The sequence below is a fragment of the Sphingomonas sp. SFZ2018-12 genome (assembly GCF_022496715.1).
GTDB lineage: Bacteria > Pseudomonadota > Alphaproteobacteria > Sphingomonadales > Sphingomonadaceae > Sphingomonas.
This window is the reverse complement of the sequence record NZ_WTFM01000004.1, coordinates 1-23,525: the sequence shown is the minus strand read 5'-3', so window position 1 is coordinate 23,525 and position 23,525 is coordinate 1. Positions and strand designations below refer to the sequence as shown.

General features: G+C 68.3%; 28 protein-coding genes and 1 pseudogene. 26 read left to right on the top strand and 3 right to left on the bottom strand.

The window, feature by feature from the left end; all coding sequences use genetic code 11:
• The first annotated feature begins 27 nt into the window (after positions 1-27).
• The 9 genes and pseudogenes from GO308_RS14540 to GO308_RS14500 all read left to right on the top strand — a co-directional run bounded on the left by GO308_RS14540 (position 28) and on the right by GO308_RS14500 (position 7,774).
• Positions 28-2,169 carry a ParB/RepB/Spo0J family partition protein gene (locus GO308_RS14540; protein WP_240885978.1) on the top strand — a complete coding sequence of 714 codons (2,142 nt, stop codon included), beginning with the start codon at positions 28-30 and terminating at the stop codon, positions 2,167-2,169.
• Between the two features lie 89 nt (positions 2,170-2,258).
• The gene (locus GO308_RS14535; protein ID WP_240885977.1) at positions 2,259-3,215 is read left to right on the top strand and encodes a zincin-like metallopeptidase domain-containing protein; all 957 of its coding nucleotides are present in this window, start codon (positions 2,259-2,261) and stop codon (positions 3,213-3,215) included.
• Complete coding sequence (locus GO308_RS14530) at positions 3,212-3,529, top strand: hypothetical protein (RefSeq protein WP_240885976.1); 318 nt, start codon at positions 3,212-3,214, stop codon at positions 3,527-3,529. The genes GO308_RS14535 and GO308_RS14530 overlap by 4 nt, the downstream gene beginning before the upstream one ends.
• 23 nt (positions 3,530-3,552) lie before the next feature.
• Positions 3,553-3,822, top strand: a pseudogene (locus tag GO308_RS14525) (hypothetical protein); the annotation flags it as partial.
• Positions 3,823-4,434: 612 nt separating this feature from the next.
• Positions 4,435-6,357, top strand: coding sequence for a reverse transcriptase domain-containing protein (locus GO308_RS14520; RefSeq protein ID WP_240885975.1), 1,923 nt, complete (start codon positions 4,435-4,437; stop codon positions 6,355-6,357).
• Positions 6,354-6,719, top strand: coding sequence for a hypothetical protein (locus GO308_RS14515; protein ID WP_346769093.1), 366 nt, complete (start codon positions 6,354-6,356; stop codon positions 6,717-6,719). The genes GO308_RS14520 and GO308_RS14515 overlap by 4 nt, the downstream gene beginning before the upstream one ends.
• A gap of 40 nt (positions 6,720-6,759) precedes the next feature.
• A complete protein-coding gene (locus tag GO308_RS14510; protein ID WP_240885974.1) occupies positions 6,760-6,963 on the top strand; it encodes a hypothetical protein in 204 nt (67 codons plus the stop codon).
• A complete protein-coding gene (locus GO308_RS14505; RefSeq protein WP_240885973.1) occupies positions 6,954-7,490 on the top strand; it encodes a thermonuclease family protein in 537 nt (178 codons plus the stop codon). The genes GO308_RS14510 and GO308_RS14505 overlap by 10 nt, the downstream gene beginning before the upstream one ends.
• Positions 7,487-7,774: a hypothetical protein gene (locus GO308_RS14500; RefSeq protein WP_240885972.1), complete on the top strand. Its 288-nt coding sequence runs from the start codon at positions 7,487-7,489 to the stop codon at positions 7,772-7,774. Before GO308_RS14505 ends, GO308_RS14500 begins: the two co-directional genes overlap by 4 nt.
• Here the strand turns inward: GO308_RS14500 and GO308_RS14495 are convergent.
• Positions 7,728-8,225: a hypothetical protein gene (locus tag GO308_RS14495; RefSeq protein ID WP_240885971.1), complete on the bottom strand. Its 498-nt coding sequence runs from the start codon at positions 8,223-8,225 to the stop codon at positions 7,728-7,730. The genes GO308_RS14500 and GO308_RS14495 overlap by 47 nt on opposite strands.
• A gap of 106 nt (positions 8,226-8,331) precedes the next feature.
• On the opposite strand from GO308_RS14495, the gene GO308_RS14490 reads away from it, so the two are divergent.
• From GO308_RS14490 to GO308_RS14470, 5 genes are all read left to right on the top strand, one after another.
• Positions 8,332-8,934 carry a hypothetical protein gene (locus GO308_RS14490; RefSeq protein WP_240885970.1) on the top strand — a complete coding sequence of 201 codons (603 nt, stop codon included), beginning with the start codon at positions 8,332-8,334 and terminating at the stop codon, positions 8,932-8,934.
• Positions 8,931-9,944 carry a hypothetical protein gene (locus GO308_RS14485; RefSeq protein ID WP_240885969.1) on the top strand — a complete coding sequence of 338 codons (1,014 nt, stop codon included), beginning with the start codon at positions 8,931-8,933 and terminating at the stop codon, positions 9,942-9,944. The genes GO308_RS14490 and GO308_RS14485 overlap by 4 nt, the downstream gene beginning before the upstream one ends.
• Before the next feature lie 75 nt (positions 9,945-10,019).
• A complete protein-coding gene (locus GO308_RS14480; protein WP_240885968.1) occupies positions 10,020-12,512 on the top strand; it encodes a DNA cytosine methyltransferase in 2,493 nt (830 codons plus the stop codon).
• Entirely contained in the window at positions 12,509-12,766 is a 258-nt protein-coding gene (locus tag GO308_RS14475; protein ID WP_240885967.1) for a hypothetical protein, read from the top strand. The genes GO308_RS14480 and GO308_RS14475 overlap by 4 nt, the downstream gene beginning before the upstream one ends.
• Before the next feature lie 24 nt (positions 12,767-12,790).
• Complete coding sequence (locus GO308_RS14470; RefSeq protein WP_240885966.1) at positions 12,791-13,285, top strand: hypothetical protein; 495 nt, start codon at positions 12,791-12,793, stop codon at positions 13,283-13,285.
• On the opposite strand, the gene GO308_RS14465 is transcribed toward GO308_RS14470, so the two are convergent.
• Positions 13,282-13,917 (bottom strand): hypothetical protein, encoded by a 636-nt coding sequence (locus tag GO308_RS14465; RefSeq protein ID WP_240885965.1) that lies wholly within the window; start codon positions 13,915-13,917, stop codon positions 13,282-13,284. The genes GO308_RS14470 and GO308_RS14465 overlap by 4 nt on opposite strands.
• Before the next feature lie 212 nt (positions 13,918-14,129).
• Here GO308_RS14465 and GO308_RS14460 point away from each other — a divergent pair, with 212 nt between their 5' ends.
• From GO308_RS14460 to GO308_RS14415, 10 genes are all read left to right on the top strand, one after another.
• Entirely contained in the window at positions 14,130-14,774 is a 645-nt protein-coding gene (locus GO308_RS14460; RefSeq protein WP_240885964.1) for a hypothetical protein, read from the top strand.
• An 11-nt stretch (positions 14,775-14,785) separates the two neighbouring features.
• Positions 14,786-15,250 carry a hypothetical protein gene (locus GO308_RS14455; RefSeq protein ID WP_240885963.1) on the top strand — a complete coding sequence of 155 codons (465 nt, stop codon included), beginning with the start codon at positions 14,786-14,788 and terminating at the stop codon, positions 15,248-15,250.
• A complete protein-coding gene (locus tag GO308_RS14450; protein WP_240885962.1) occupies positions 15,247-15,708 on the top strand; it encodes a hypothetical protein in 462 nt (153 codons plus the stop codon). Before GO308_RS14455 ends, GO308_RS14450 begins: the two co-directional genes overlap by 4 nt.
• 2 nt (positions 15,709-15,710) lie before the next feature.
• Positions 15,711-17,018 carry a hypothetical protein gene (locus GO308_RS14445; RefSeq protein WP_240885961.1) on the top strand — a complete coding sequence of 436 codons (1,308 nt, stop codon included), beginning with the start codon at positions 15,711-15,713 and terminating at the stop codon, positions 17,016-17,018.
• A gap of 10 nt (positions 17,019-17,028) precedes the next feature.
• Positions 17,029-17,865: a hypothetical protein gene (locus GO308_RS14440; protein ID WP_240885960.1), complete on the top strand. Its 837-nt coding sequence runs from the start codon at positions 17,029-17,031 to the stop codon at positions 17,863-17,865.
• Complete coding sequence (locus GO308_RS14435) at positions 17,862-18,059, top strand: hypothetical protein (protein WP_240885959.1); 198 nt, start codon at positions 17,862-17,864, stop codon at positions 18,057-18,059. Before GO308_RS14440 ends, GO308_RS14435 begins: the two co-directional genes overlap by 4 nt.
• A 72-nt stretch (positions 18,060-18,131) precedes the next feature.
• Positions 18,132-19,343, top strand: a complete 1,212-nt coding sequence (locus GO308_RS14430) for a DUF87 domain-containing protein (RefSeq protein WP_240885958.1) — start codon at positions 18,132-18,134, stop codon at positions 19,341-19,343.
• A 1-nt stretch (position 19,344) separates the two neighbouring features.
• On the top strand, positions 19,345-20,748 hold the full coding sequence (locus GO308_RS14425) for a hypothetical protein (protein ID WP_240885957.1): 1,404 nt from the start codon (positions 19,345-19,347) through the stop codon (positions 20,746-20,748).
• Positions 20,749-20,761: 13 nt separating this feature from the next.
• Positions 20,762-21,673 (top strand): hypothetical protein, encoded by a 912-nt coding sequence (locus tag GO308_RS14420; protein ID WP_240886056.1) that lies wholly within the window; start codon positions 20,762-20,764, stop codon positions 21,671-21,673.
• Entirely contained in the window at positions 21,673-22,032 is a 360-nt protein-coding gene (locus GO308_RS14415; RefSeq protein WP_240885956.1) for a DUF3768 domain-containing protein, read from the top strand. The genes GO308_RS14420 and GO308_RS14415 overlap by 1 nt, the downstream gene beginning before the upstream one ends.
• Before the next feature lie 16 nt (positions 22,033-22,048).
• Here GO308_RS14415 and GO308_RS14410 read toward each other — a convergent pair whose 3' ends face one another.
• Complete coding sequence (locus GO308_RS14410) at positions 22,049-22,768, bottom strand: type II CAAX endopeptidase family protein (protein WP_240885955.1); 720 nt, start codon at positions 22,766-22,768, stop codon at positions 22,049-22,051.
• A gap of 75 nt (positions 22,769-22,843) precedes the next feature.
• Here GO308_RS14410 and GO308_RS14405 point away from each other — a divergent pair, with 75 nt between their 5' ends.
• Positions 22,844-23,041, top strand: a complete 198-nt coding sequence (locus GO308_RS14405) for a hypothetical protein (protein ID WP_240885954.1) — start codon at positions 22,844-22,846, stop codon at positions 23,039-23,041.
• Entirely contained in the window at positions 23,038-23,358 is a 321-nt protein-coding gene (locus GO308_RS14400; RefSeq protein ID WP_240885953.1) for a hypothetical protein, read from the top strand. The genes GO308_RS14405 and GO308_RS14400 overlap by 4 nt, the downstream gene beginning before the upstream one ends.
• Positions 23,359-23,525 lie beyond the last annotated feature (167 nt).

Here is a 23,525-nt window from a genome sequence, read left to right as displayed (position 1 = left end):
GACCGGATGCCAGAAGGAGTTGCCCCAATGTTTCAGACCGTCAAGCTGGCGAAGCTCCGGCTTTCGCCGATCAACGTCCGTACCGTTTCCGATGACCAGCTGCGCATCCCCGAGATGGCGGCCGACATCGGCGCGCGCGGCGTTCTCCAGAACCTCCTCGTCACCCCCGTCACCAAGCCCCGCGGCATGTTCGAGGTGTTCGATGGCGGCCGCCGCTGGCGCGCGCTGTCGATGCTCGCCGAGAGCGGCGCCATCAACCCGGAGGAGTACGACGTTCCGGTCCTCGTCGTGAAGGCCGATGTCGCGGCGCTCAGCGAGACCTCCCTCGCGGCCAACTTCCACCAGCTCAAGCTGACGCCGGCGGAGGAGTGCCGCGCGTTCCAGCACTTCCTCGGGGTCGACGGCGACATCGACGCGGTCGCCAAGCGGTTCGGGCAGACCCGCCGCTTCATCGAGGGCCGTCTCCGGCTCGCCACGCTCGCGCAACCGATTTTCGACGCCCTCGCGGCCGGAGAGATCAGCCTGGAGATCGCGAAGGCCTACGCCTCGACCGACAGCCAGGACAAACAGCTGCTCGTCTGGAACAGCTACAGCGGTCACAGCTACGTGAACGCCGACACGATCCGACGCGCGATAGTCCACCAGACGATGAAGGCGACCGACCCGGTCGCGCTGCTGGTCGGCGACGCGGCCTATCTCGCAGCCGGCGGCAAGATCGTCGCGGACCTGTTCTCCGAGGACGGCGACCGCTGGGTCGACCCCGAGATCGCCGAACGCCTCGCCGCGGCGAAGCTGGAGACCGAGGCGACCCGCATCGGCGAAGAGACCGGCTTGGCCTGGATCCGTCCGATCGCGACGCACCACACCTACAACGCCGCTTCGGGCCTGTATCGGGTAATCCTCCCGACCGTCCCCATGACGGAGGAGGAAGACGCGCGCGTCACCGAGATCGAGGACCGCCTCGAGGCGATCCAGTCCGAGATGGAGGACGAGGACATCACGCAGGAGGCCTATGCCGAGCTGGATGCTGAGTTCGACCGCCTCGACGAGGAGCGCAACACGCTCAACAGTCGCCCGAGCATCCTCACCGACGAGCTGCGGCCGCTGGTCGGCGCCTTCCTGACCCTCAGCCAGCGCGGCGAGATGGTGCTCGACACCACCTACTACAGCGAGAAGCCGATCCGGCTCGGCGCCGACGGCAACGTCGTGCCCGACGGGGAGGCAGGCGGCGCCGGAGGAGGCGATCCCACGGCGACCGTCACCGGCGGGAGCGGCGCTGTTGGCAGCGACCCGGCACCCCGTCCCGAGACCATCGCCCCGGGCGGGAAGCCGCTGACCGCCCGCCTCCAGGACGAGCTTGCGGTGCAGCGCCGCGACGTGCTCGCCGCGAACCTCGTCCAGCATCCGGGACTCGCGCTCGATTACGCGATCTTCGTGATGATCGACGCGCGCAACAACGGCTCGACCTACTACGGCACCACCGTCCGCGCCCGCGGGCCGATGGACCCGTCGGTGGGCGAGATGCCGTCGACCCGCGCGCGCGAGTATCTGGCCGAGTGCCACGACGGGCTGGTCAGCGACTGGATGGGCCACGCGACCGCGGTCGAGCGGTTCGAGGCCTTCCGCGAGCTCGACGACGACAGCAAGGCGGCGTGGCTCGCCTATGTGGTCGCGGTCTCGCTGGAGGCGAAGGACGGCTTCTCCGGCCCGTCGCAGAACCCGCTTCAGAACCGGCTCGCCTCGATCATGGAGGTCGATGTCGCGGCCTGGTGGCGGCCCACCTCGCAGAACTTCTTCGACCGGGTGCCGAAGGGCTCGCTGCTGACCCTCCTCCACGACGTCGGCGGTCCCGCGCTTTCGGGTCGGTACGCCGCCTCGAAGAAGCCCGACATCTCGGCGTCGTGCCACAAGCTGTTCGCCGGCGAGGCGCTGGTGGAGGCCGACGTGAAGGAGGCGGCGCTCGCCTGGGTGCCGGCGACGATGCGCTTCCTCGACGATGCGACCGACGACACCCTCTCCATCGCCGATGACGAGGACCTCGACCAGTCCGGTGCCGGCGACGACGCCGACGGCGAGAGCGTACCGCTCGAAACCGCCGAGCGCTCTGACACGCCCGACGCCGGCGACGGCGAGGACCTGCTCGAGGGCGAGACCGCCGAAGCGGCCTGACGACCCACCTACCTCCTCCTGGGCGACTGAGCCGCCGGCGCTTCCCCGCGTCGGCGGCTCTTTTTTGCCCCCAGATCGGACAACAGACCATGCCCGGGCACAACAAACCGAGCCGCGATGTGGCGGCCGAAATCACGAACCTCATCATCGAAAAGCTGGAAGCCGGCGTCGCCCCCTGGAACCGCCCCTGGCGCTCGCGTGGGGGCAGCGGCGGGTTGCGCCCGCTGCGACACTGCGGCACCCCGTACACGGGAATCAACACGCTCTACCTGTGGGCGCTGGGCGACGTTCGCGGCTACTGCTCGCGCTTCTGGATGACCTTCCGCCAGGCCGAGGAGCTCGGCGCGCACGTCCGCAAGGGCGAACGCGGCGCGGTCTCGGTCTACTATTCCTCGTTCAAAAAGACCGAGACGAACATCGTCACCGGCCAGGAGAGCGAAAAGAACATCCGCTTCCTGCGCCATTACATCGTGTTCAACGCGGACCAGATCGACGGCCTGCCGGCCTACTTCTACGCTCCCCCGCCGATCGAGACGCCGATCTCGCCGTCGGAGCGCCAGGCGGCGATCGACGCCTTTGTCGATCCCATCCCCGCCGATGTACGCCACGGCGGTAACGAGGCGTTCTTCTCGCCCACCTTCGACTACATCCAGATGCCGTCGCCAAGCGCGTTTCGCTCGATGGACCATTATGCCAGCACCCGACTCCACGAGACGGTCCATTGGTCGGGGCACGCTTCGCGGCTCGGCCGCAAGTTCGGCAAGCGGTTCGGCGACAAGGCTTACGCCTTCGAGGAGCTTGTCGCGGAGATCGGTGCTGGCCTCGCATGCGCCGAGATCGGGCTCCCCAACGAGCTTCACGACAATCACGCCAGCTACGTCGCGCACTGGCTCGGCATCCTCCGGGCCGACAAGACCGCCATCATCCATGCGGCCTCGAAGGCGGAACAGGCCTACAACTATCTCCGCGCCTTCGGCGAGCCCGCCGCAATCGTGACCGACCAGGCCGAAGACCTCGAGGTGCCGGCTCTTCTGGAGGCGGCATGATGGACACGATCGAGATCCAGCGGCTCGCATGTCTCTCGACCGCCCACCTTTCCGCCGATGTCGCCCGCCAGCTGGACGGCGTGGTTGCCGGCATCGTGCCGATCGCCGGAGGCGACGCGACCTGGCACAGCCTCATCGTCGCCGAGCGCTGGCGCGACTATGGCTGGTGGATCTGGGTCGGGTCGGACGGCCGCGACCGGATGCCCGACACCCTGCGCGCCTGCCTCGATGCGGCCGAGGCCGCGGGCGCCGACTGGCTTCAATTCGACCGGGACTGCGAGCCCATCGCCGCGCTCCCGACGCATGACTGGTAATCCGATCCTGCAGGAGACCCGACATGGGATGGTTATACATGCCGCGTTGCTCGATGGCCGGGCACGCCTCGCCGACGGCCTATCTCGACGACCAGTTCACCTACACCCGCGACCAGGACGACGGCTCGACCCGGGGGCTGAAGGTGATCGCCTCGTCCTGCCCCGGCAACCGCGTCTACTACGCCGCTGCGCAGGTCCTCGCGAACGGCATCGGCGGAGAAATCTTCGCGATCGTCTGCCTTGTCCGCTGGAACCCCAACGACAAGGAGGGGATGATCTTCGGCTACAAGGACAGTGCGCCGTTGCGGCGCTGAAATGGAGTATCAGTGATGATGAGGTAAGTTGAGAATGCCTCTGCTCGCCGGACTAACCTCGGGCCTCACAAGGTCTGAAATCCCGAAAGGGACGGGGAACAATAGCATGTTCGGAAAAGGCCAGATGCGTCTTAGTCGCAAATGGAGGCGATGACGGTCAGGGCAAGGTGCGTATGGTGAAGGCTACACTGCTTAAATCCCAGTCTGCAGCAATCTATATAGCGATACTGGCGAAAGCGACTGTCACGCCAGGTCCGGATGATGACAGCGGTCTCATGTCTTGGCCGCCTGTTTCTCAGCCCATCCGGTGCGCCTCTCGTCGAGGGGTTTAGTGGACGAACGGGACACCTAACCGCGCCGCATCTCCATTCAGCGTAACTACGGGATGCCCTAAACAGGCGGCTTCTGCCGGCCTGCATGGGTACGGAGCCGCCATATTACTCAAATGCCCGGGGTAATGCCCGGGACATCGACCTCTTCGGAGGCGGCGGTGCAACTGTATAAGGTCTCGAGCGATCGGGCCGAAAGCGGGGAAGACCGGGGGAAGGGCGGCAGCTGTGATTCTTCAACCACCGATCATGGGGTGTGCTGATGCTGCCAGAAACTGTGAAAGGCCGGTTGGAGGCCTTTCCGGCGCTCGTTGCGTCGGGCAAAAGGGTGAATGGACTCTATCGTCTGATGGGGTCTCGCCTCCTTTGGGAGGAGGGGCTCCAGAAGATCGGATCCAACAAGGGTGCGATGACGCCGGGTATTGACGGCGAGACCTTCGCGGACTTCGGACCGGAAGACCTCGACCCGATTATCGCCAGCGTGACGGCAGGGACCTATGATCCCAAACCAGTGCGTCGGGTGTTTATCCCGAAAGGCAAGGGCAAACGGCGTCCGCTGGGCATTCCCACGCGCGACGACCGCCTCGTTCAGGAAGTGGCGCGGCAACTGCTCGAACGGATCTATGAACCGGTGTTCTCGAACGCCTCCCATGGATTCCGGCCGGGCCGGTCGTGTCATACGGCGCTTGAACACGTCAAAGCCGTATGGACGGGGGTGAAATGGCTCGTAGATGTGGATGTCGCGGGGTTCTTCGAGAACATCGACCACGACATCCTCCTGCGGCTGTTGCGGAAAAGGATCGATGACGAGAAATTCATCGGCTTGATCGGCAGCATGCTTAAGGCGGGTGTTATGGAAGACCGGGTTCACACCCGGACCTACAGCGGCACTCCGCAGGGCGGTATCGTCTCTCCAATCTTGGCCAACATCTACCTCCATGAACTCGATATGTTCATGGCGGAACGGATCGCGGCTTTCGAGAGGGGGAAGGTCCGTGCCACGAACCCGGAATATGGGCGACTGGCTGGGCGCATCCAGAAACAACGGAAGCGCGTCACCATGCTGCGGGCCAAAGACAATGTCGACGAGGTGAAGGTTGCGGCCTCCTTGGCCAAAATCCAAACCTTACTGCCGCAAAAGCGGTCCATCCCGTCGAGAGACGCGATGGACCCCGGTTATCGCCGACTTCGTTACTGTCGCTACGCGGACGACTTCATGATTGGGGTTATCGGTAGCAAGGAGGATGCACGAAGCGTGTTCGCCGAAGTCAGGGCATTCCTGACCGAGGCGCTGGCGCTCACGGTGTCCGAGGAGAAAAGCGGTATCCGCAAGGCGAGCGATGGAGCCGCCTTCCTTGGATATGAGGTCCGCACATATACGACACGCCAACGGGTTGTCCGGAGCCGACAAGGTTCCGTCAGCTTCCTTCGTAGGCCGCCGTCGGAAGTGATGCAGCTGCATGTCCCTTGGGAGAAGGTCCACGCGTTCGCTTCTGCAAAAGGTTATGGTGATCTGTCGGTGTTGAAGCCGCGTCATCGTAGCCTGCTGCTCAGCTGCAGCGACGTTGAGATCGTCCTAGCTTACAACGCCGAATTGCGGGGTTTTGCGAACTACTATGCTCTCGCCAAGGATGTGAGCTTCAAGCTGAACAGGCTTGAGTTTCTCCAGCGGTGGAGCTTGTTCAAGACCTTGGCCAGCAAGCACAAAACCAATGTGCGAGCGGTCTTGGCCCGCATGAGGACGGGGCAGGAATTCACCATCGGCTACGACGTCGATGGCCAGCCCCGATCGGTCAAAGTCTGGAAACTGGCTCATCTGAAACGTGATCCGGCCACCTCGTCCAGGATTGATATCCAGCCTTGGACGCAGGTGTTCACCCACTCACGTACGGACTGGGTTGATCGTCAGAATGCCAAGCAATGCGAGGCTTGCGGTCGATCCGATGTTCCGTGTCAGGTGCACCATATCCGGGGGATGGCCGATGTTTCGCACCGCGGTTTTGTCGTGAGAATGAAGGTGGCACGCGCCCGCAGGACGGTGGTCCTGTGCGAGCAATGCCACTGGGATACTCACAGAGGCCGCCTGCCCGATCTACGGCAAAGTGATGGTTCGTCACAGTGGAGAGCCGCATGCGGTGAAAGCTGCACGTGCGGTTCGGCGGGGGGATCAGGGCTGACTCCATGAGCAGCACCAATCCTACCCGACTGGACGAGACGATGGGGCCGAACGAGGCATCGTGCCCCGAGACGATCCTCAAGCTGCTGACGCCGACCCAGAACGAACATGCCCTCGACTGGCGCAAACGCTGCCTCGCCAACCTGCAGCGCCGATCGCGCAAGCTCCAGGATGGGGACCGGATCAAGCTGGCCCAGCCGATGAAGTTCACCGACGGCCATGAGGGCGACGAGTTCATCGTCGAGAAGCGCGGCCGCCGGGTCGTGCTCCGCGATCCGACGAGCCGTCTCGGCTATCGCATCGGCGGCTTCATGGAACGCGCGTGGACCGTCGTGCCCCAGACCAAGGTCCACAAGACGATCTTCGCCTGACGCTCACCATCTGCGACAACCCCCGGCTATGAGACCCGCCATGACCCAGCTCGCTTCGATCCCGATCTTCTCGACCAAGCGCCTGTTGCTCTGCAGCCGCGAGAACGCCGCTCGCGTCGCCGCGCAGATCTTCGATCAGAACCGCCGTGCCTGCGTCGTGCGGACCGGCCATCCGCTCCAGCCCTATCGCGCCGTCGAGGTGCCGACACGGAGCGACGAGGTGGAGATGGTCCTGTGCGCCTGACCTCGCTTCTCCTCCTGCTCGGGACGCTGGCGTCGTGCGGCGCAGCGGACAGCCGCGGTGCGGCCCGTGGCGATGCCGACAGGCGAGCGCCCCGGTTCGAGGCCGAAGCGCGGGCACTGGACGGCGACACGGTGAGCGTCGACTTCCGCCTGCTCGGCGTCGATGCTTTCGAGCGCAAGCAGCTCTGCCAGCGCGACGGCGCGTGCTGGGCGTGCGGGAAAGCCGCGCAGGACCTCGCCGCCCGGCAGGTCCGCAACGCCTCGGCCGCGTTCACGCTGACCCCCGAAGAGACATACGGCCGCCCCGTCGCCACCGTCACGGTCGACGGCAAGGACCTTGGCGAGTCCATGATCCGCGCCGGTCTGGCGATCCCCGCGATGAAGTATCTCCGCCACGACCCCGAACGGGCGTCATCCTATGCTGCCGCCTACGATGCGGCCGAGCGCGGCCATGTCGGTGCCCATGCCGGAACCTGGCTCGATCCCGCGAAGTGGCGGCGCGGCGAACGACTGGAGTGCGAGCCATGACCCTCGCCGACATTCTCGGCCAGATCAGGAAAGGCGCCCGCGCGCGCCGCCCCGCCTGGCACAATGGCCTGATCTACATCTACGTGCCCGAAGGACAGGGCATGGCCGAGCCGATGCTCCGCTACCGCCAGGGCAGCGCGATCCTCGACCAGCCCTATTCGCCGCGCCGCGCCGACTGGTTCGCCGACGATTGGACGATCCTCTCGGTCGAAGAGCTGCCGGCGCTCGAGGCGCCGGTCACTCCGCCAGCGTCGGGTCCATCCACCACGACGGACCCTGCCTGAAGTCGTCCGACACGACCCCGACCGGGCCATCCGGCTCTGCCGACACGTAAGGATCCATGGCGGGCATCTGCCGCACCTTGGCGCGCATCAGCTTGCCGGCGACGATGCCGCGCGCCTCCAGCAGGTCCTCGAGCCACATGAGATCGTCCAGCATCGCGACCACCCCGCGGCCCGCGAGGCAGTAGTAGATGCAGCGCTGATAATCGTCGGTCCCGTCGTTGCTGAGGATGCTCGCCAGGCGCGGCTTGCCGTCGGGATCGCCCTCATGCACCCAGACGGCCGCCTCCCGCAGCTCGCGAACCGAGTAATAGGCGTCCTCCACCGGCTTACCGATCGACGCACCCGCGATCATCCGCTGCGTGGGCGTCAGCTGCTCGTCGCACGACGCGTCGCGCAGCGTCACGTCGAGATCGAAGCGGTCGTGGAAACGCGTAGCCTTCAACTTACCCATGGCGGACCTCCTGGCGCGCAGAACGTAACGTGAACGCCTCCAACCGTCAAGCGATCCGACGAGAGGGGAGGGGGAGGGCGGCTGTGAACCTGAAGGGAGAGCAGAGATGCCGTTCGCCACGTCACCACAGCCACGCGATAGCCTCTGGGGCGCCATCGAAACCGCCGAGCAGGTCCTGCCCGGGATCTGGCGCGTCGAGACCTCCACGCACGGGGGCCTGGTCCTCTCCGACGAGCGGCAAGCCGCGATGCCCGACGCGCTCCGGCACGACACCCCGCAATATGAGGAAGACGTGCTCTGGTCGCTTCCGGTTCTCGCGTTCGAGGCGGAGTTCGCTGGCGCCGCCGCGGTCGGCACCAGCACCATGCTCCAGCTTGCCCACGACATCGCCCGCAACTGGCGGCCGGACGCCTATGCTGCCTTCACCGGCACGACCATCGAGCCGCGGGACAGCCACGTCGTGCGCAGGCGCGCCGCCTACGAGGCCTTGATCGGTAGCGTCGTCGTCACCTCGGCGTCCGGCTCATGGGCGGAATGGGTGCCGGAGGGCAAAGTCGGCGTGATCGGCCGCAAGGTCGCCTCTGTCGATCACCTCGGGTGGCCGACCTACGAAGGTCCGGAGCATCGCGGTCTCGTAGCAGCCGATCGCTACGACAGCGGCAAGAGCCCCAACGCATTCGCCGCGCTCGACGTCGAACCACTCCCATGACGATCGAGATCGTCGTCGGGCTCCCGCACCTCAATGAGGGGCCGATCCTGCAGCGCGCGCGCCTGCTCCAACAGCCGGTGCTCATCTCCGCGAACTGCCTGTCCCGCTGGTCCCGCGCGCGGGGCTGGCCCGATTGGCAGGGTTTCCAAACGCAGACGCTCCGCAACGCGCACGGATTGCCGAGCCTCGACCTCGACAGCGGCGGCTATGTCTGCGCCGTCCGGTATGGCGGAATGCCGTGGACTGTCGATCAATACATGGCGCTCGCGGCTTCATACCCATTCCGCCGTTTCGCCAGCATCGATTGGTGCGTCGAACCCGAGCTCGCCGGCGACCGCGAGGCCGTCCTCGATCGTATCTCGCGCACCATCCGGGCGAACCGCGACTGCCGCGATCGCGCGCTCGACCTCGGCATCATCGACCGATTCATGCCGGTGATCCAGGGCCGTCGCCCCGAGGATTACATCCGCTGCGCGGACGCGCTGAGCTGGTCGCTCGTCCCCGGCACCGTGATCGGGGTCGGAAGCATGTGCCGGCGTGAGATCAGCGGACCCGAAGGCCTCGTTGCCGTAATCGAGCAACTCGACCGGCATCTACCGGCAACGATCCGGCTGCACGCCTTCGGCGTGAAGGGTTCCGCGCTGCCGTACCTGACACCCTTCGCGCACCGGCTCGCATCGATCGACTCCCAGGCCTACGGCATCGCCGCCCGTCACGATGCGCGGCGCCGGAGGGTCTCCAAGAGCGATGAGCTCGTCGCGACCCACCTGGAGCGCTGGACCCGCACCCAGCTCGCCCGTCTCAGCGAACCTGCGAAACGGCTGCCCCTCGTCGCCCAGCCGACCGACGTGCCATCGGCAAGCGATCCTTGGGAGGCCGCCATCGTCGCGGCTCGGGCGGAGATCCGCGGGCTGATCGAGAGCGGCGACCTGGACCACGACGAGGTCACGGAAGCCTGGGTCGAGCAATGGGCGGCCGACCTCTATCGGGACCGCCGGTTGGCGGCCTGAGCGAGGCGAGGGGGAAGGGGGAAGGGCGGCCGAGGAAGCGGGGAAGAGTCCGCGCCGGACCCCAAGGAGACCCCCATGCACTTCTCTCCCGTCACCGAGCGCGTCTTCCGGCACGCGCACATGGCTTGCGGCATCGGCTCAGGCGCCCGCGGCTTCAATGGCGCGCAGCCGCGCGTCGGCCATCTGCGCGCCCGCTTCGAATGCGCCGGCGGGATCGACGTCGACCCCGGCGCGATCCGCAATTTCGAGCGCCTGACCGGGGTCAAGGGCACGGTCATGGACCTGTTCAACAGGGAGCAGTACCGCGCGTTCCACGGCCGCGACCCCGGACCCGATTGGCGGGAGGCGATCCCCGCCGACGTCCGCGCCGTGTTCGGCCACGTCGACGTCTGCCTCGCGTCCTATCCATGCAAGGGATTCAGCTCCCTCCTGTCGCAGGCGGTCAGCCTCACCGCCAAGTACCAGGCGCTGAACGCGCTGACCTTGCGGGGGATGTGGCTCACGCTCGAGGCGTACAAGGACGACCCGATCCCGATCCTGCTGTTCGAGAACGTGCCTCGGATCGCCACGCGTGGGCGCTGGCTCCTCGACCAGATCATCGCCCTGCTCCACGCCTACGGCTACAGCGTGAACGAGGATGTTCACGACTGCGGCCTGATCGGCAACCTTGCGCAGAGCCGCAAACGCTTCCTCCTGATCGCGCGCCATCCCGATAAGGTGCCGCCGTTCATCTACCAGCCCCGGCTCTATCCCTTGCGCGGCGTCGGCGAGGTGATCGGCGAGCTGCCCCTCCCGGGCGACCCGCGCGCAGGCTCGATGCACCGTGTTCCCGCGCTGCAGTGGAAGACCTGGGTGCGCCTCGCGTTCGTCGAGGCCGGCTCCGATTGGCGCTCGCTCAACCGGCTCCGCGTCGAGAACGGCGTCCTCGCCGATTACGGCATCGTCCCCGAGCCCGACATGCGCGAGAACGCCTATGGCGTCTGCCACTGGGAGGACCGCGGCCCGCTCGTGACCAGCGCACGCGCGCCGGGGCAGGGTCGCTTCTCGGTCGCGGACCCCCGGCCGTTCACGACGCGCGAAGGATCGGGCTTCCTCGGCGTGAACAGCTGGGTCGGCCATGTCGGGACGATCAGCAGCCGCGGGGGGCCGACCAACGGCAGCTACGCCATCGCCGACCCGCGTCCGGGCTATGGCCCCGCCACGCACACCAACCTCCTCTCGGTGACGTCGTTCGACCAGTCGACCCGCGTCGTCAGCGGCGCAGTCCACGTCGCGGGGGGCGCGCTCAGCGTCGCCGATCCGCGCTATGGCGAGAAGCGGGATTGTACGCTCGGCGTCCTCTCCTGGTCGATGTCGACCGGCGTCGTTCAGGGCAAGAGCGGTCCGACCAATGGCACCTTCTCGATCGCGGACCCTCGCCCGGCCTACGGGCCGGACACCCACCGCCATGTTCTCGGAGTCCATGCCTGGTCGGCCGCGAGCGGCGTGGTCACGGGCAATCCCAAACCGACGGGCGGCGCGCACTGCGTCGCCGACCCCCGGATCGACGGACATCCGTCGAGCGTCCAGTGCGGGGTCCGCGAGTGGGCGAAGCCTGCCGGCGTCGTCACCGGCAATATGTGGGTCGGCTCAGGCCCGAACGCGATCGCGGACCCACGCATCGAGGGCAAACCGCGCTTCAACAACACCTTCCGCATCGTCCCCTTCGACGGCGCCTCCGCGGCCGTTGCCGGCCCCGGCGGACCTGGTGGAGGCCTCGCCGTCGCCGACCCGCGCGCCCCAGAGGGTCGCCACGTCAACGGCAAGTACCGGGTCACGGGCTATCGCTCGGCCGCGAACGCCGTCATCGGCGCGAGCACGACCGGCATGGGTGCCTTCGTTGTCGCCGATCCCAAGTACGCCGGCGTCTCGCTCGGCGCGCACGCCAACAAGATGCGCGTCGTGTCGGCCGCCGCCGCCTGCCCGACCGTCACGGGATCGGACAGGGTCGGCTCCGGCGCGCTCTCCGTCGCGGACCCGAGGCCGACGTGCCTGATGCGCGCCGATCGCGACAAGTACCTGACCCAGGGCCACTACGGCGTGGTCGACTGGAGCGGCTCGACCGGCGCGGTGCCCGCGTCCGCCAAGGACAACTCGGGCCCATGGTCGATCGCCGACCCGCGCGAGCCGATCCTCGACGAGACGCCCGTCGCGCTCCCGAGTCCGGACGATCGATTGGTCGCCCGCATCGTCGCGATGGATCAGACCTGGCACCGCCCGTTCACCACGCTCGAGCTCGCGGCCCTGCAAGCGATCGTCAGCGCGCGCGACTTCTTCGACCTGCTCGGCGGGTCGGACGCCCAGCGGCGCGAATGGATCGGAAACGCCATTCCCGCGGATTCCGCGCGCGGCATGGCGGAGACGATCGGCGAGACGCTGCTCCTCGCCGGGACCGGCAAGACCTTCACGCTGTCGGCGCGCGACATCTGGGTGAAGCCGGGCGCGCTCGCGCTGACCATCGACAGCCGGCAACCCGCGTTCGAGATGGACGGGTTCGACACCAGCGCGCTTGCGGGAACGCTTCAATGAGCGCCCGCAGCAACCGCGCCGAGGTCCGCAACCCGGTTCTCCTCCTGCCCGCGGTTCAGGCACTCCGTCGCCTCGATCCCGAGGCCAGGGTCGCCCTTCAGCGGCTCCTCCTGGAGATCCGCGACGAAGCGCGCCTGAAGGCGGACAAGAGCTGGCACACGCGCAAGCCCCCCGTCGCCGCCTACTGGGCGGCATGCGCGGTCTACGCCGGCCACATCGCTCGAAGCATCGGCCCGGCCCCGCGCCGCCGGTGATCCGCCACATTCAAGGAGAGCACCATGCACATCGAACTGCGTAAGCTGCGCGTCGTCGCCGCCCTGTCCGAAGAGACCGCCTGCTATACCGCCGAGGTCTGGATCGACGGTGTCCGGAGCTTCGCCGCCAGCAACCGCGGCCATGGCGGCGCCGACGACTATCACCGGCTCGGCTCCGTCACCGAGGCCGAGGTCAACGCATGGCTGCGGGCGAACAGGACGGCCCGCGTCTACCGCGGCGTGACGCTCGAACCGAGCCTCGAGCACGAGGTCGCGCACCTGATGGACGTCGCCGAACAGACCAAGGCCATGAGGCGGAAGCTGCGGACCAGCGTCATGACCATCGAGAGCGACACGGTCTACACCTACCCTCTGAGAGGCAACTCGCCCGCTGCCGTGATCGCAGCGATCCGCAAGGCCAAACCCGACGCTGACGTCCTCAACGATGGGGACGAGGCTGTCATCACGCGCGCCGTCGAGCTGCTCCTAGCCCAGGACGACGCCGCGGACGGCAGTTAGAGCCCGACCACCTTGAAGCACGGGCAAAAGCCCTGGCTTACAACGCCGTACTGGCTTTCCGGATAGACCGCACACCCCAGCGCCGCGAGGACGTGGATCACGTCGCGCGACAAACGTGCCGCCTCGCGGCTCACCGGCCGCGCCGCGGACCCGGAGGGTGATACCGGGAACGTGCCGTCGCACGTACAACGCATCAGCGTGTCGCCCACGACGCAGAACTGCTCGGGAGCGACGTGGAGCGTCGCCGTGACCATCGCGTCGATGACCAGGTCGCCGCGCTGGCGGGCTGCGAAACTCCGATGCACGCCCTCGCCGACGATGTAGTGGTCGGGCAGGTTGGGGATCACCACCCGGCTTACCCTGATCGGCCCCGCCGCGATCTCCCGCTGGCGAAGCTGGACGGCCCGGATCATCCTGTCGTGGTTCCAGGGCTGCGCGAGGACGAACTTCGCCTCGATCTCCATCGCGTCGGTGCGCAGCGGCACGATCCTTTCCACGACCAGCGCCTGCAGCGCGTCGGCCACCACCTCGACGTGGAACGGTCCCACGACCGTCAGGATTCCCGTGGCGGCAGGTCCCAGACTTCGCGCCGTCTCGCCCTCTGCGGTGATCCCAGGCAGGCGGACGTCCATGACGCCTCCGTGCCAGCACGACATCAGGCTCAGCGCGGCCAATCCGTACCCCCCAAGAATAGCATCCGATCTGGATGTAACTTTTTAACGCGCCTCAATCCACTGACAAGAGGTTCATCTTCTCTCCACCTTCACGGGTCCCGGAGGACCGTGCCGAAAAGGGAAGGGGGGCCTGGCCGATCGAGCTCGTGAGGAGCTCGAGGAGCTTCGGTATGACCTACGACGTCGCGTTCCGCCACCAGCAGGCGCTCGATCCCAGCGCCCTGACCACGATCACGACGGCGCTGCACGCCATCCAGGCAGCGATCACCGACTGCCGGAACGCCGGCAAGGATGTAGAGACGGACAGCGCCGTCATCCTGCTGACCCGTCATCTCGCCGCCGTCTCCGCCGATCGCGCCGACGACGCCGTGCTGCGCCAGCGCTGCATGACCGAGATCGCCGAGTTGCGCCGCTTCCCGGCGCTGCGGACGCTCGCCTATCGCGGGGTCGCCTACGACGAGGCGGCGAAGCGCGTCTTCCATGCCGAGGGACGCACCGCGATGCGCCGCCTGGCGGAGGCGCTCTGCCTTGACGAGGGCAGCTACGACATTCGCTCGAACAAGGCCGGTCCCGCCGTGTCGGGCGAGATCACGCTCCACGGCGAGGAAGTCTGGGTGCAGCTGTCGCTCAGCGCGCTCGGGCCGGACAACGAGATCATCTACCGGCGCGTGCGCGGGCGCAGCGACCATCTGGGGGATCGGAACCGACGGGCCTGTGTCCGGGATCTGCTCGCCCCCGACAGGTTCGCGGCACGCATCCGCACCGAGCTCGCCCTGACCCCGCCGGTCGCCGAGCCGGCACGCCTTTTCGCCTGACGGAGGTCCCCATGCAGATCGTCTGCACGCGCACCCGCTCCGCGGGTGCCGAACCCCTGTACCAGTACCTGCTCCTCGTTCCCTTCGACCAGCTCTCCTACGAGCGGCAGGATCGCATCCATTACCGGACCGATTTCGGGGGCAAGCGCCACGGCGGTCCGCATGCCCGGCTGCCCGAGGTCATCGCGCCGATCGACTATCTCCGCCTGCCTCCGGGCCTTGAGAAGCACCGCCTGGGCGGCGAGATCTACCGTGTCGGCCGGCGCATCGAGGCGCTGCTCGTCGCGGGCCTCTACCCGGAGATGAGCGACCCCATCCTCCCGACGCTGTTCCGGGCGCCGGAGGAACTCGACGACGGCCAGATCTTCACTCGAACGGACGACCTGACCGGCCGCTTCGTCGAGCTTGCCGCACGGCTCGATACGCTCACCGTGGCCGACCTTGGCCTGGACCGGCTGCGAAAGGTCGCGGCATGACTCCGCCCGACGCCGAGGCGCAGATCACGGCCGACTTCTGCGAGATGGTCCGCCTGCTCCGCCAGATCGACCCGCCCGAGCGGCACCGCTGGGAGGTCGACCCGCTCGCCCTGCATTGGAACCGAGGCGACGCGATCGCGTCGGTCGCTCACGGCGCGCCGATCACGCTGCGGCTCCATCCTCGCAACGACGACAGCCCCGCGCAGCTGCGCGTCGAACTCCGCCTGTTCTCGCGCATCGCATCCAGCCCCGAGGCCGAGGGCGCACCACTGCGCGCCGTCCTTCGCGCGGAGCATGGTCGGCAGATCGGCCACCAGGCCACGTCGCTGCTCGACGCCCCGCAGCTGCAGCTCGCCGGCGACGACCCCGCCATGCTCTACGCGCGCGCCGCGCCCCACCTCGATCGTGCCCTCGCGCGCTACCGCGCCTTCGAGGCACGTCGGTTCAGCAGAGATTGACCATGGACGATCGCTTTGACCCAAGCGACGCCGCGACCTGGATCGCGCGCGGCCGCTCGCCCGAACACGCCGAGGCCCTGGCGCAGGCGTGGCGCGACTTCCCAGACCTGCCGCCGACTGCCGCCCTCGAGGACCGCATGGCGCGGACCCGCGCGCGCGTGGGCGCCATGCGCCCGGTCAACGACGCTATCCAGCTGGCATCTGAAGCCGAGCGACAGCGGCGGAACTTCCTCCACGTCGAAGGCAAGGCAGCCACCGGCTCGATCGGAGATAGCGATCTCGCGATCCTGCGCGGCCGCGACGCCTATGGCTACGACTGGGATACCGCCGTCTGCTACAGCCGAGGATGGTACGCGGCGCATGCCGGATGGACCTATGGCGGACCGGACATCAGCAACCGGCTCCCCGCGCACCGCGCCGCCTACGACCGCGGCTTTTCCGATGGCGGGGGTGACGCGCACGACTTGTTCGACGCCGCGCGCCGGAGCAATGTAGCCGCCGAACGGACCGGCAACCAGCCGCGCCCGCTCGCGCCCGCACTCGCGGCACGACCCCTTCCGAGCAGCTGGCCCAAGCCGTTCGACGAACCGCGCCCGGCACGCTGGACCCGACGCCTTCTGGTCCTCGCCGACGATCCCGGGCTCGGGAACGGGCCGACCGCGTCACTGGTCGACCAGATCCGCGCACGGCCCGAGGCCGACGGATTGAACATCATCGTGCTGAGCGCTGCCGCTGGCTTCTGCCCGACGGTCCCGCCGGACGCGCCACCACTGACCAGAGGCCGGTGTGAGGCCCTGGCACGCGACCCGCGACAGACGGCCCGCCTCCGGGCGCTCGTCGCCGACATGACGATCGACGACATCCTGATCGCCGCGCCCGACGAGGCGATGGCCGTCGTCGACGCCCACGCAGCCGCGCTGCCGCTGTGCCGGACGATGGAGCGGACCCGGAACACGATCCTGCAGCAGCGCGCCCACTTGCGGACGTGGCTCGATCGCGCCGCGACGGGCGACGGGAATGTCGGCGCGGGCCACATCCGCTGGAGCAAGCTCGCCAAGGGGCTGAGCGGCAAGCTCGGCGAGTTCACCGTCCGCTATGCCGGCAAGGGCCAGGACAGCCCCGGCCACATCATCGTCGTCGAAACATCGGGAACGCCCGCGGTCGGCTTCGTCACAGCGGATGGCCGCTCGCTCGATCCGCACATCACCTTCGGGAACAAGTCGCGCATGCGTCAGGAAATGGCGACGGCGCTGCGCGCCTTCGGTGGTGCGACGAGACTCGCGCCGACGCTGTTCGCGACCGCCGCCTGAGGACATTCCCATGGACACCAGCCGTAGCCAGCGCTGGCGCGAACGCCGGGCGCTCTGGACCAATGACGAGACCGTCATCGATCCGCGCGCCTACAGCGTCGACCTGATCGCGCACGACGTCGCCAGCGCCTTCATCAGCGCGCACCATTACCTGCCGAACTATCCCGCGGCGCAGGTCGCCGTGGGACTGTTCGGCCCACGCGGGACGCTCGCCGGCGTCGCCGTGTTCGCGCGCCCCGCCGTCGACGCCGTCATCACGGCGCATACCGGCTTCACCGACCCGGCCAAGGGCACCGTCCTGGCGCGGCTCCTGCTCCTCGACGGCGTTCCCCAGAACGGCGAGAGCTTCTTCGTCGCCCGCGCCTTCGACGTGCTGCGCCGGGAGCGCCCGGCCGTCGAGGCCGTCGTCTCCTACAGCGATCCCCAGGCGGGTCACATCGGCCGTGTCTATGCCGCACTGAGCGGCGCTCACCGCGGCGTCACGAAGCCCCGGATCGTCCTCAGACTGAACGGCACGACGCTCTCGGGCCGCACACTGTCGAAGATCCGCACCGGCGAACGCGGCGCTGCCGGAGGAGTCGACCAGCTCGTCCGTCTCGGGGCTCCCAGACCGCGCCTCGAAGAGACGCCCGCGGCATGGCTCGCCCGCCTTCAGCGTGAACGGGTGCTGCTCCGCCATCGGCAGGACGGACTCTACGCCTACTGCTTCGAGTTGACGAGGAACGCCCGCCGCGAGGGCCGCGGCCTTCCCCGGCTGCCCTATCCCAAGGTCCTGCCGCGACCGCACCCGATGCTCCCGATCTTCTCGGGCGCGCCAGCCGAGATCGACAGGGGCATCGCCGCATGAGACTGGACCTCATGGCGCTGCTCGCGCCCGCGCCGCGTGACCCCGAGTGGGAGGCCGAGAAGCTCGGATGGCGCTGCTTCGTCTCCGGCAACGCGAACCCGAGCTACCGCCGGGGCTCCCGCCTCCGAGCAGCCTGGCAGCGTGGCTATGACGCCGCCGCACGATCGGAGCGTCCCGACCTCCACATGCTCTGAGACCCGACGAAAGGGGAGGGGGGTCGGAAGTTCGGGCTCGCCTGGAGTCCGAGCCTGCCAAGGAGCCTCGCCATGGCCACCGTCCACACCCTTCATCCCCAGGAACCCGACAATCGCGTGCCGATCGGAAGCCATTCCACCGGCACCCTCAGCCTCGATCTCGATCGCCTCCTCGCAGGCCGCCTGCTCATCCAGGGCAGCTCGGGCGCCGGCAAGAGCCGGACCCTGCGCCGCATCATTGAGGAGGCGTTCGACTTCGTGACGACGATGATCGTCGATCCCGAAGGCGAGTTCGGCAACCTCGCCGAGCATATCGGCGCCACCACGCTCCGCGCTGCGGAGCTGACCGCCGACGGACTGACCGCCGCCGCCACGCGCGGCCGTCGCCACCGGCTCCCCCTCCACCTCGACCTGACCGACCTTGATCCGGATCAGCGGATCATCAAGGCTGCAGCCTTCTTCGCCGGGCTGATCGGCGCACCGCGCGAGGACTGGGCGCACACCGTCCTCGTTTGCATCGACGAAGGCCATCTCCTTGCCCCGCATCACGCGGGATCGGCTCGCGACGCGGAGACCCGCCGTCTCGGCGTCGCCACCCTGACCGATCTTGCGGCCCGAGGCCGCAAGCGCGGCATCGCGCCGATCATCGCCACCCAGCGCCTCGCGAAGCTGTCGTCGTCGGTCGTGTCCGAGCTGCAGAACTTCCTTGTCGGCCTTAACGTATTCGATCGCGACATCGCGCGCGCGGCCGACCTGCTCGGCTTCTCGGCCAAGGACGCCGACCAACTGCGCAAGCTCGCACCGGGCGAGTTCTTCGCCATGGGCCCGGCGCTCGCCCCGCTGCCCCTCCTCGCTAAGATCGACCCGACGATCACCGAGCACCTCGGGGCGACGCCCGAGCTGAAGGGCGCGGCCGACGTGGACGGCGACGAGGCCGCGCGCCTCCTCGACCTCGCCGCCTTGAAGGAGGTGCAATCGGGCGCCCGCAATTCCAGCCTCACCATGAAAGGCCTGCGTGCGCTCGATGCCTTCCTGCTCGAACCTGCAGCACCGACCGCGGCCGCCATCGTCGGCGTCCTCCGTCGCATTGCGCCGAACGCCACCACCGCCGCGGATCTCGCCTCGCACCTCGGCGCCGAGCGCGACGCGGTCGACGCGGGCCTGGACATCCTCGCCGCCCTCTCCGCGGTCGATACCATGCCTCGCGGCGACGACCGCATCGCTCGCCTCCATGCCCGCCTTCGCGCGAAGATCAGCGACGTCGCCGTCGTGGGACTGGCGTGACATGCTCGACCTAGACGCCACCATCGTCGAGCTGGAGCCCTGCCCGAGGCCCAGGACCGCATCAGCCCCGCTCCGCGAGATCGCCTTCCGGGCGAACGCCTGGACCTCGTCCGAGATCGGGCGCCTCGTCACCCTGTTCCGGCAGGACGTCTCGCTCGAAGAGATCGCCGACGCCATCGGGCGCGGCCGTGCCGGCGTCGCCGACAAGGTCGCGACGCTCGGCCTACGGCGCAACTCCACGAGGCCGTGGACCGACCTCGAGGATGACGAGCTGCGCCGACGCTACGGCGACGAGGCGACCGCCACCCTCGCGCTCGACTTCGGCCGATCGTGCAGCGCGATCTACGCGCGCGCCGGCTGTCTCGGACTGACCGAGGGCAACGCCCCGGAATGGACGGCATGGGAGGACGCCCAACTGCGCGCTGGCTACGCTCGCAGCGTCCCGCTCCTGCAGCTCGCCGCGCTGATCGGCAGACCGCTCAGCGGTCTCTCCGGTCGCGCCGGACTGCTCGGGATCACTCACGCCAGCCACCCGCCGGACTGGGGGCAGGCCGAGATGGCGCGGGCGCTCTATCTCGCGACCGAGGGCTATCGCTACACTCAGATTATCACGATGATGGCCTCGGAAGGCTTCCCCGCCCGAACCCTCTCCGGCTTCGGGCAGATCATCCGCAAGCTCGGTTACGGTCGCGGCTGGGGCCGCGCCTGGACGCCCGACGAGGACGCGCTGTTGCGCCACGCCTACGAGGCGGCCGCGAGCCTGACGCCGCTGCGCGCGAGGCTCGGCCGTACCGCCTGCTCGCTTCGCTGGCGCGCGGAGTATCTCGGGCTGCGCGGCACCCACGCCAATAGGAACGGCTGGCGCATGGGCCCGGACTGGACCGAGGCCCAGGAGGCACTCCTGCGCGAGCGCTACGGCAAGATGCCCAACGACGCGCTGGCCGCGCAGCTCGGCCGCACCAAGGCCGCCATGTTCAGCCGGGCCAACCTGCTCGGGCTCGTCCACGGCTATATCCGTCCGTTCAGCGCCGACGAGACGCGGGCGCTCGATCTCGCGTTCCGCCACGGCATCGCCATTGCCGATCTTGCGTCCGCCCTCGACCGCAAGGCGTGCTCGGTCAGCAAGTACGCGACCAACCACGGCATCCGCTTCGGACGACGGCCGCTCCGCACGCCCACGCCGACGCTAGACGACATCCTGGCGCTCGACGCGCCAACGGAAAGGGGAGGGGGCGCGGGCTTGGGCGATCATGTGATCGAACAGAGCCCGGAGCGCCCCCATGCCGACGACCAGCACGACGCCCGCGATGCGCGCCGCGAACGACGCACTCGCCGCCTTGGCCGTCGACGCCCGCTCCGGCACGAGGCCCGACGTCGGGAACGACGGCTCAACCGCCGCCCGTAACCCCGACATCATCATGGTCGCCGCGCCGCCCCCCGTCGTCCTCGCCTATGGGGTCGGCGTCGACAGCACCGCGCTGCTGGTCGAGAAGGTCGCCCGGGGCGAGGCTCCCGACCTAGTGCTGACCGCAGACACCGGCGTCGAGAAACCCGAGACCTACGCCTATCTCGACGTGATCGGCCCCTGGCTCCGCTCGCATGGCATCCGGCATGAGATCGTGTCGTACACGCCCAAGCGGTTCAAGCACTGGCCGCCCTATTATTCGCTGCTCGAGATGGCGCTCACCAACGCCACGCTGCCGAGCAAGTCGCTGGGCGGGTCGAGCTGCAGCCTCAAATACAAGAAGGCGCCGCAAGACGCCTTCCTGCGCACTTGGCAGCCAGCGATCGACGCATGGGCGCGCGGCCAGCGGGTCGTGCGGCTGATCGGGTTCGACGCGGGAAAGCGCGACACGATCCGCTACACCCACGCCGCGACGATCGACGATCCGCTCTACGACTGCCAGTACCCCTTGCGCGAATGGGGCTGGGACCGGAACGCGTGCGAGCGCCGGATCGAGGCCGAGGGCCTGCCGGTGCCTCCGAAATCGAGCTGCTGGTTCTGCATCGGCATGACGCCGGACGAGGTTCGCGCGCTCCCGAGCTGGTGCCTGCGCCTGATCGTACTCGTGGAGGCTCGCGCCGCCCCGCGGCTCCGCACGGTCGAGGGGCTCTGGCGGAAGACAACCCGCGCGCGTCCCGGCCGCATGAGCGACTTCATCCGCTGGGAGGGGCTGCTCCCCGCCGCCGAGATCGACGCGATCGAGCGCGACGCGCCGCTCGACCTGATCCGGTTCCAGGACGTCGCCGCCTCGATCCCGCTCGAGGAGCGCCCGACGATGCGGGAATGGCTCGACCGCTTCAACGCCGGACTGAAGGAGGCCGCATAATGGCAACGCTCGCACCGCCCAACACCCGCATCGCCGACCTCAACGATCGTTGCCGGATGGGACTGGACCGCACCGCGCGCATCGTCGCCACGCGCGACTGCCTCGCCACCATCGCCAAGGGCGACAGGAACATTGACATGATCATCGCCCAGGCCCGCCTCCTGAAAGCGGTCCGCGACTATCGCTTCGCGCCGGAGGACCGCTCCGAACGGGACTTCGGCTCGCTCGAGCTCGACGGCGAGACGATCTTCTTCAAGATCGACTATTACGACGCGGCGATGGAGTTCGGCTCCGAGGACCCGGCCGACGCCTCGATCACGACGCGCGTCCTCACCATCATGCTCGCCCGCGATTACTGACCCGAGGCCGCGGACCTCATCCCGCCGCGAGCGACAGATACCACAGCCCGAACGCGTTGCTCGCCATGTGGACGATGATCCCGGGCAGCAGCGATCCGGTCCGCAGCGCACACCATCCCGTCGCCAGCCCCAGGCAGAGCGCCGCGACGAGGTTCGCCGGCTCGAAGTGGAGCACGAAGACGAACAGCAGCGCCGACACCAGCACCGCGGCGAACCCAGGCATGCGCTCGCGCAGCGCGCCGAGCAGATAACCGCGGTAGAGCAGCTCCTCGACCATCGGCGCGACGACCACGGTCGCAACCACCAGCGCGATCGACGACGCGCCGCCCGAGGCCGCAAGCGCCTTCCCGATCGCCAGCTTCTCGGCCGTACCCATCTGCCAGATCGTGTTGCCCTGGAGCGCGAGGATCGCCAGCGGGATCTGGCTGATCGCCAGACCGCCGACCGTCGTCAGGACGGTCCTGCCGTGCGCCCTTGGCAGCACCGCCAGGATTCGCCGCCGGCGATCGGCAGCGCCAAGGTCGCGGACGACGAGCGCCAGGACGACCGCCGCGCCGATCACGATCGTCGCCGCGATCAGATCGGGCGATGCCGGCGAGAAACCGAGCATCGGCCCGGCGACGTAGTGGACCACCGTCAAGGTGACGAGATGCAGCGCCAGAAGCCCTGCGACGATCCACCCCGAGAACAGCTTCGCGCGGCCGGTCCCCGGCACGCTCATCGCATTGGTCGCCATGACCACCCTCCTGAGAAGCGCAGCCTATCACCGGCACGCGCATCGGCAATGTCCCATCAGCGAAAGGAGCAGCCCATGTCCGCGATACGACCCGCCACCGAGCAGGACGCGACCGCGATCCTGACCTCGATCGACTGCCTGCGCGAGGCTCGCAACCTCCTCCGCCAGGCCGGCGCATCCAAGGCCGCGCGCGCGGTCGCGACCGCGATGAAGGGCGCCGAAGGCGCCGAGCGCCACGTCCGCCACCGCATCCACCGGACCCAGGCAGCATGAGCCGCCACATCCTGCAGCCGCGCGCCGACCGCCCCGACGTGGCCGAAGCCGCAATCGGGTGGGACCGCCCGCTCGCGACCTTCTTCTTCCAGGCGTTCGCTGCAGCGGACGGCGATGGCGAGGACCGTATCCTCGAATGGTGCGGCACCGCGCCCGGCGAACTTCCCACGCCCGAGGCCGCGATCGCGGTTGCGGCGGGCTATGCCGACATCCCCGAGCACCTCGCAGCGACCCTCGACGCCGACCGAGCCGCGACCGCCAATCAGGTCGACAGCCCTTGGCAGACCCGCCTGAAACAGCGGCTCTTCGGCCCCTGACGCCTCGCTGGCGACGTTCATCGCCGCGCGAAGGGCGCTGGCGATGAGGGCGCTTATCGCGCCTGCCCGGCCGACGGCCGGGGAGAGGAGTGGGTGAGAGTGAGGTGTCTCGGACAAGGGGTTCGAGAGCATCGACCAGGAGGTTTTCGCCATGAACATCGGTTCCA